The sequence below is a fragment of the Mesorhizobium sp. B3-1-7 genome (assembly GCF_006439385.1).
In the GTDB taxonomy this organism is placed as follows: domain Bacteria; phylum Pseudomonadota; class Alphaproteobacteria; order Rhizobiales; family Rhizobiaceae; genus Mesorhizobium.
This window is the reverse complement of the sequence record NZ_VFTL01000073.1, coordinates 1-7,344: the sequence shown is the minus strand read 5'-3', so window position 1 is coordinate 7,344 and position 7,344 is coordinate 1. Positions and strand designations below refer to the sequence as shown.

General features: G+C 60.8%; 6 protein-coding genes and 1 pseudogene. 5 read left to right on the top strand and 2 right to left on the bottom strand.

Going from position 1 to position 7,344, the window contains the following annotated elements; genetic code table 11:
* Positions 1-432: 432 nt before the first annotated feature.
* Positions 433-1,395, bottom strand: coding sequence for an AraC family transcriptional regulator (locus FJ417_RS32780; protein ID WP_181175543.1), 963 nt, complete (start codon positions 1,393-1,395; stop codon positions 433-435).
* Positions 1,396-1,610: 215 nt separating this feature from the next.
* Between FJ417_RS32780 and FJ417_RS32775 the strand changes: the two genes are divergently transcribed.
* The 5 genes and pseudogenes from FJ417_RS32775 to FJ417_RS32755 all read left to right on the top strand — a co-directional run.
* Positions 1,611-2,378, top strand: a complete 768-nt coding sequence (locus tag FJ417_RS32775; RefSeq protein ID WP_140658894.1) for an alpha/beta hydrolase — start codon at positions 1,611-1,613, stop codon at positions 2,376-2,378.
* 183 nt (positions 2,379-2,561) lie between these two features.
* A complete protein-coding gene (locus FJ417_RS32770) occupies positions 2,562-3,437 on the top strand; it encodes an alpha/beta hydrolase (RefSeq protein WP_140786320.1) in 876 nt (291 codons plus the stop codon).
* Positions 3,438-3,500: 63 nt separating this feature from the next.
* The gene (locus FJ417_RS32765; protein WP_140786319.1) at positions 3,501-3,995 is read left to right on the top strand and encodes a DUF302 domain-containing protein; all 495 of its coding nucleotides are present in this window, start codon (positions 3,501-3,503) and stop codon (positions 3,993-3,995) included.
* A 109-nt stretch (positions 3,996-4,104) separates the two neighbouring features.
* On the top strand, positions 4,105-4,632 hold the full coding sequence (locus FJ417_RS32760) for a hypothetical protein (RefSeq protein WP_140658897.1): 528 nt from the start codon (positions 4,105-4,107) through the stop codon (positions 4,630-4,632).
* A 64-nt stretch (positions 4,633-4,696) separates the two neighbouring features.
* Positions 4,697-4,939 (top strand): annotated as a pseudogene (locus FJ417_RS32755) (transposase); the annotation flags it as partial.
* Here the strand turns inward: FJ417_RS32755 and FJ417_RS32750 are convergent.
* Complete coding sequence (locus FJ417_RS32750; protein ID WP_140786318.1) at positions 4,936-6,915, bottom strand: M23 family metallopeptidase; 1,980 nt, start codon at positions 6,913-6,915, stop codon at positions 4,936-4,938. The pseudogene FJ417_RS32755 and the gene FJ417_RS32750 sit on opposite strands and share 4 nt — an antisense overlap.
* Between the last annotated feature and the right edge of the window lie 429 nt (positions 6,916-7,344).

The window sequence follows — 7,344 nt, the reverse complement described above, 5'->3', positions numbered from 1 at the left end:
TCAGCGCTTTCCCTAAGACCATCAAAACCCAATGAGTCGTGTACTGTGGAATCCGCTTCAGCGCGACGCGCTTTAAGGTCCGAAAAGTGCCACAAGCGGGCCTCCTCGCGCCGTAGTCAGTTCACGGCCCGAAAGCTGTCATCACAGCATCTGAGACGAAGAGCCGCTAAGGGCAGATATTGTTGCAAAAGTCTTTTTTGGGGTGGCGAAGGAAAAATCCCAGAGCCGCTGATGCCTTTTGGGCGCGACGATATGGGGGACCGTATCGTTTCACCTAAAATCGCTCACGGATCTTCGTCGTAGCCTTGAAAAGCGATGCAGCAGTGGGCAGGTCCAACAATCGACTTTCGCGAGATTTTCAGGGTCGTTCAATTTTCGACTTTTGCAACAATATCGGCAAGTTGCAGACATGGCGAAGGCGCTTGTTCGAGGTCAATCGGATACTTGTACTTCCGAGCCGTCCGACCGCGCGCGGCCTCCGCCGGCGCGTCGAGCGGCCCGGTAACGGCCTGGAGACTGTTCGTTATACCGATGAAACAGCTTCGAAAACGCCGCTGCTGTCTCGTAGCCGACCCGGTTCGCAATCCGTGCGATGGACTCATCGCTGGTTTCTAGCAGGAACGCCGCCTCCGCCATCCGGCGTTCGATCACATAACGTTGCATGGACTGGCCGACGAGCTTCGTAAAACGCGCCGCAAATGCCGAGCGGCCGAGCCCGACGCGACGGCCAAGGTCGCTCAGGGTCCAGGGCCGCTCCGGGCTTTCGTGAATCAGCTTGAGCGCCGGTCCGATATGCCGATCAGATATAGCCCCGAGCCAGCCGCCTTGTCCGGGACCGAGGGATGCGATCCAGCTTCGGAGCGCCTCGACAAAGAGCACTTCCGTCAGTCGTGAAAGCGCGACGCGTTGGCCAGGACGCTCGAGCGCGGACTCGCTGACCATGCGGCGCAGGATGGCTTCGAGCCAGCCACCGTCCGCCGTCGGCTTCAGCAGGAGCACGGGCGGAAGCAGCTCCAGCACGCTGCCGAACATCGGCCGAGACACCGTGAAATTGCCGCAGATCATGGTCGAGAGCGGCTTTGCGCGGCTGCCGTGACGAATGACGCCAAACCGCGACGACGCTCGATCGATATCCACGATCCGCAAAGGCTCGGCCCGGCGATCCGAATAGAACACATGGGGCTCGCCGCGTGTGATGACGACGAAATCGCCCTCGGTCATCTGGATTTCCTCTCCCTGTTCGAGCGCAAGCGTCGCCGAGCCCCGGCTGAGATAGTGAAACAACGCGTAAGGGCGCGCCGGCAGCTCCAGATTCCAGGGATGGCCCAGCTCGAAGTGATACAGCAGCGTCCCGCCGAGACGAACACGATCGAGCACCTGGGCGAGGATATCCATGCCGCCCAGATTAGACCGGTGGACGATCGGACACAACATGCGGACGATTAATCCCTACCGTCCGGAATGCCGGCGGACTACTTCATGCCGCGGCGGGCCGACGTCACGTGCGGCAACCATCTCGCCAACGGCAGATGGAAGAACCGCGACCTTGTGGAAACGCCTGCCCATTCCCCTACGGACCTCATTCCGTCCGATACGCAAAGGACCATTCAATGCGAAATATTCTCTTCTCAGCCGCCGCACTCCTGGCCGGATCGACATTGGTCGGTTCAGCCAATTCTGCCGAACTGCCCAAGGGAGCAGCCCACAACATCGTGCTCGTGCACGGCGCTTTCGTTGACCAGACGAGCTGGCAGCCCGTCGCCGATATCCTCACGAAAAAAGGCTACAACGTCACGCTTGTCGAAAATCCGCTCACTTCGCTCAACGCCGACGTCGATGCCACCAAACAGGCGCTCGCGAAGCAGGCCGGCAAGACCGTTCTGGTCGGCCACTCCTGGGGCGGCGTGGTGATCACGCAAGCCGGCGACGATCCCAAGATTTCGGCGCTGGTCTACGTCTCCGCCTTCGCGCCCGATGTCGGCGAATCCCTGGCATCGCTGTCAAAAGCCGGCCCGCCGACTGAAGGCGGCAACGCGATCCATCCCGACGCGAAGGGCAATTTGTACATTGACCCGAAGGTGTTTCCATCGGCGGTCGCGGCTGACCTTCCGCCCGAGATCGCTGAGCACCTGGCCAACGCGCAGATACCATTGAGTCTGGCTGCGTTCGAGGCTCCCGTGACCATTGCAGCCTGGCGTGACAAGCCGACGTTCGATGTCATCACCACGAAGGACAAGGTCATCGCGCCCGATGCCCAGAAGTCGTTCGCAGCCAGGATGAAGGCTCAGACGACGGAAGTCGCCGGCAGCCATGCCTCGCTCGTCGTCCATGCGAAGGAAGTCGCCGAGGTCATCGCAAAGGCAACGCTCGCGAAGTGACGATACCGCTCCCGGCGCTTCCGCGCCGGGAGCGTGCACGCTCGCTCAGAGGAATCTGGAACGCCTCGGACCGCGATGGCGCAAACGCGGCGAAGCGCCGGCGACATCCTGGAGAAGGCCTCGGTCGCGGCGCTACGACGATCCCTCACTCGATCATTTTATGCCAAGCATCCGGAGGATGACATGACTCAACTCGACATCACAGGCCAGGACGCCGCCACACTCGAAACGGCGCCGACCCGTTACATCGAAGGCAACGGAATTCGCTTCGCTTATCGCCGTCTCGGCCCCGCGACCGGAACTCCGCTGATTCTTCTGCAGCACTTCTCGGGCAACATCGATGCCTGGGATCCCGCCGTCGTCAACGCTCTGACCGCCGATCGCCCCGTGATCGCGTTTGACAATGCAGGGGTCGGCCGCTCGACCGGTCAAACGCCCGACAACGTCGCGGCGATGGCGCGAGACGCTGTCGATTTTATCGACTTGCTCGGTCTCTTCGAAGTGGACCTGCTCGGCTTTTCTCTCGGCGGCTGCGTCGCTCAGCAGATCGCCGCCGAGCACGGACAACTGATCCGCAAGCTCATACTCGTCGGTACTGCGCCGAAAGGCGGAGAGGAACACCTGTTAGCGGTTCTGCAGGACGCGTTTTCCCAAACCGATGCGCCGGACCCCCGTCTGCCGCTGTTCTTCACGAACTCACCCGCCAGCCAGTCCTCCGGCTTGGCTTTTCTGAAGAGGACGAAGGTGCGTCAGGACGATCGGGACACCGATAACGGCAGCGCGGTCACCGATCCGCAGGCCAAGGCTCTGATCACTTGGTGCGCCACGCCTGATCCCGGGCACGCCGTTCTGCGCGCCATCCGCCAGCCCACTCTTGTGGTCAGCGGCAGCCGCGACACCATGCTGCCCGCGAGCAACGCCTACGCAATGTTCAAGCAACTCAGCAACGCTCAGTTAATCCTCTATCCCGATTCAGGGCACGGCTCCCTGTTTCAGCACCATGAGATGTTCGTCAGCCACGTCCGGACCTTCCTAGAAGCGCAGCCCGCGACCGCATGATCCAGGCGCGTTCCGACGCCATCAGACGCACCCTTATCAATGAGAGTTGTTACAGAGGATAAAATGACAATCGCCAAAGTCGAGGTGGAACGTTTCAGCCTCACGAGCTCAAAACCATTCGACGTTGTTGTGGCCGCCTTCAAGTCCGCGGTCGGACAGCCTGACATAGTCGAATTTTTCAAAGAGACGAGAGCGACCAATTCCTTCCCGGATTTGGAGCGCGTTGTACAACGCAGCCTCGGCCGAACGGACCTTATGCTCTTCGCGCAATTCGACCTGGGCGATATTCTGCGTCGCGAAACCGAATCCAAGACGCCTAACATCATGCGGTTTGTGGTCGGCAATCCACTCATCATGAAAGAAATGGTCAAGCACGTGCCCGAGGCTGGATCCTACGCTCCAGTCACAGTGCTTATTGATGAGCGTACCGACGGGGTGCACGTCTCTTATGACAAAATGGAGGGTTATCTGCTGCATTATGGCAGTTCGGAAGCTCTTACCGTCGCTCGAGCTCTCGATGCGAAAATCATAGCCTTGCTGCGCGAATGCGCGAGCTAAATCGTCCTGAGGACGTCTTCGGTCGATCGAAGCGGGTAAGCCATATCAATCGCGGAACGCGAAGGGCGTTATCATGACGCGAGCCAGACGTTGGAAGGGAAATTCCCGCATGTACAAGACACTTCTTGTCGCCCTCGCTGCCTCAGCTTTTTCTATCGGAGCCGTCGCAGCAGCTCCCGCCGTCAGGAAAGAGCCGTTGGATGCTGCGACCCTTAGTGCGATAAAATCGAGGTTCGGCAGGCTGATGGAACTGGCCAACAACCACGATTTCAAGGCTCTGCATGGGATGTTTTGGCAATCGCCCTCGACTTTATTGGTGGCTAAGAGCGCGATCCAGTCCGAGGGAAACTGGGCCGGCTTTTGGGGCAACGAGGCGGTTGATCAAAAGCTGCATGATATCGGTAGCTCCGGTCCGGTCGTGCTCGAGCCAGATTATTCGAAGCTCAAGGTTGTCGGCCTGACGCGCGACGTCGCAGAGTCCTATGTGCCGATGAACATCGCGGTCTCTTATGCGGGGCAGGACGGAACAGCCAGACCGTTTCTAATGATCATCAATTGGCTTCGCGTCGGGAAGGACTGGAAGGTCGCCTCCGAAATCATTCTGCCGGTGCCGCCTGTACCCGCCACAAAGGGCTAAGTGCGTCGATACTAGCTGTTGCTCGCTGATTGTGGAGACGATGCAGATCAGAGAATTTGCCGGGGAGCGCGGGGCATGGACCAACATTCCACCAAAACGCAACCGCAAAGAACCCCATCTGCTTTAGCCCCTATCTTCACCGGGCACGCAATCTGGTCGAGCGGTTCTTCAACCGGATCAAGCATGTCGGCGGGTCGCCACGCGATATGACAAACTCGCGGCCAACTACCTTGCGTTCATCAAGCTCGCAGCCATTCGGATTTGGCTACGCGCCATTTGGCTACGCGCTTATGAGTCCACGCCCTAGTTCGGAAGCTGCGAATCAGTCTTGGCGCTGGCGACCTTCAGCGAATTGCCGTCTTCCTGCTTCAGGAGATCGTCGATGCGCTCGCGCTCGCGCTTGAAGGCAACGAGATCGTCGCCTTTCAGCACCTTGCCGACCGGCAGGCGCACACGCATCGGGTCGACCTTGGTGCCGTTGACGATCAGCTCGTAGTGAAGATGCGGCCCGGTGGCGAGGCCGGTCTGGCCGAGATAGCCGATCGTCTGGCCCTGGCGCACGCGCACTCCCGGCTCGATGCCTTTGGCGAAAGCGCTCTGGTGATTGTATGAGGTCTCGTAGCCATTGGCGTGGCGGATGATGATCTGCTTGCCGTAGCCGCCGGCCCAGCCGACCTTTTCGACGACGCCGTTGCCGGCGGCGATGATCGGCGTGCCGATGGGCGCCGCCCAGTCGACGCCGGTATGCATGCGCACATAGCCCAGAATCGGATGCCGGCGCGCGCCGAAGCCGGAACGGAATTTGCCGGCGGGCAGCGGATTGCGCAGCAGGAACTGCTCGGCGCTCGAACCATTTTCGTCGAAATAGTCAGTGCCGCCGTCCTGCATCTGGAAGCGGTAGAAATTGCGCGTCTGGCCGCCGAAGGTCGCCGATACATAAAGAAGCTCGGAATCGTCGGAGGTCTGGTCGTCGCCATCAGGCTGCGAGAACAGGACCTCGAGGCGGTCGGCCGGTGAAATCCGCGACTGGAAATCGACGTCGGAGGCGAGAAGCTTGATCAGCTTCTGCGTCATCGCCTTCGACATGCCGTAGGAATAGGCGGCGCGGTAGATGCCGTCATAGACATTTGGCAGGTTGCCGCGCACCACAATGGGCTGCGAATCGTCGAACGCCGTCAAAAGCTCGGGATTGGCCTCCGGCTCCTGCGCCGGCACATACTGGCCACGGTCGTCGAGCGCTATGGTGACGATGTGCGTCGTCTTGTCGTAGACGCTGGTGCGCACGACCTTGGCTATGTCGCCGCGCACCTCGAGGCCAACGCGCAGCACCGTTCCGGCCTTCAGCGCCGGGGCGTTCAAGAGCTTGCCGATCGCCTCCGCCATGCCGATGGCGTCGTCGCCGGTGTAGCCCGAATCGGCATAGGCCTCGGCGATATCGGTATCCTTGGTGAAGGGTATGATTTCCTCGGCGAAGGCCGGCGTCTGATCGTCAGGCGTGGCGCGCGGCGCCACCGAAACATTTTCCTGCGTGATCTTCACGTCATAGGAGCCGGCCATCGATTCGGCGAAGGCATCGCCGAATCGCTGCGGATCGATATAGTGCAGCGCGGCCACCTGGACGGCGCCGTCGCTCAAGCCGTTGCCGGCGTCCCGCACTACCTTTTCAACCTCGTCGGCGGAAAGATCGCTCTTTTCGTCGAAGGATGCCGTCTCGATCGGGAAATCGACCGTCTTCAGGCTCATCTCGCTTTCGACTTTGGCGCCGTAGATCTGCCCGGCGACCGCGGTGGCTGTTGCCGGCTGCGCATTGTCGTCGCTGTCGTCGCCGAACACCTGCATCGGGTCGAACGGCGGGTAGGGGCGGTTGGTGGTGTGGCCGGCGGCCAAGGCCATCTTGATCTGCACGAAGGGCATGGTGTGGATAACGTCGCGGTCGCCGACCTTGGTGACCATCGACACTTCCATGCGCCGCCGGTCCTTTGCGCGGGCGATCTGGCGGGGTGCTACCAGCCTTGTGGTCTTTGCCTGCTCGCCGGAATCGTCGCCGCCGCTGGCAAGACCGATGAGCTCGGCGATTTCCGGCGGCGTCGCCAGTTGCTGGCGCCCGTCAAGGGCGGCGAACAACGCCACGCCCATCAACACGCTCGATGTAACGCCGGTAAGGAATGTGCCCGACAGCCAGCGGGCCGAGACCTCGCGGCGGTCCGGCGGACCGCTGCGGCCGTCCGCGATCAGCGGCGGCTCGTTGCCGAGTTCGGCTATGACATCTTCCGTGTCTGGCATCCAGAAAGGCTGCTTCTTCCCCGGGCGAACGGCTTGTCGTTCTCGTTGCGGCCATGACATTTGCCTGTCACGGCGGTTGAAGTCAACGAAACGGCATGCCGGGGCCGATATCCCCAATCATGCGTTCTGCGCACGGCGCTCTTGTCGTCTGTCGTGGGGGCGCCTCACACATACGCGCGCGCCTTCCTTATATGGGCTGGTTTCACGCCTCAATGCGGCGGCAATAGGGCCTCGTTGTGGATGACCCAAGGGCTGCCGCAAGGGCAGTCGGCTACCGAAAAACGCAGCCGGAAAATTCGTCGCAAAAAATTCAAAAAAGTTCGAAATCGGTGTTGACGCGTCGAGGGAGGTCCGACTATATACGGCCCACGAACGAGGGCGGTGCGCCGCTGGCGACGAAGAAGTTTGCTTCTAAGTCTGCCCTCTTTG

Bases quoted from the DNA above. Each gene is read 5' to 3' on its own strand.
- FJ417_RS32770 (WP_140786320.1), top strand. From the start codon at position 2,562: ATGACTCAACTCGACATCACAGGCCAGGACGCCGCCACACTCGAAACG.
- FJ417_RS32780 (WP_181175543.1), bottom strand. From the start codon at position 1,395: ATGGATATCCTCGCCCAGGTGCTCGATCGTGTTCGTCTCGGCGGGACG.
- FJ417_RS32775 (WP_140658894.1), top strand. From the start codon at position 1,611: ATGCGAAATATTCTCTTCTCAGCCGCCGCACTCCTGGCCGGATCGACA.
- FJ417_RS32765 (WP_140786319.1), top strand. From the start codon at position 3,501: ATGACAATCGCCAAAGTCGAGGTGGAACGTTTCAGCCTCACGAGCTCA.
- FJ417_RS32750 (WP_140786318.1), bottom strand. From the start codon at position 6,915: ATGCCAGACACGGAAGATGTCATAGCCGAACTCGGCAACGAGCCGCCG.
- FJ417_RS32760 (WP_140658897.1), top strand. From the start codon at position 4,105: ATGTACAAGACACTTCTTGTCGCCCTCGCTGCCTCAGCTTTTTCTATC.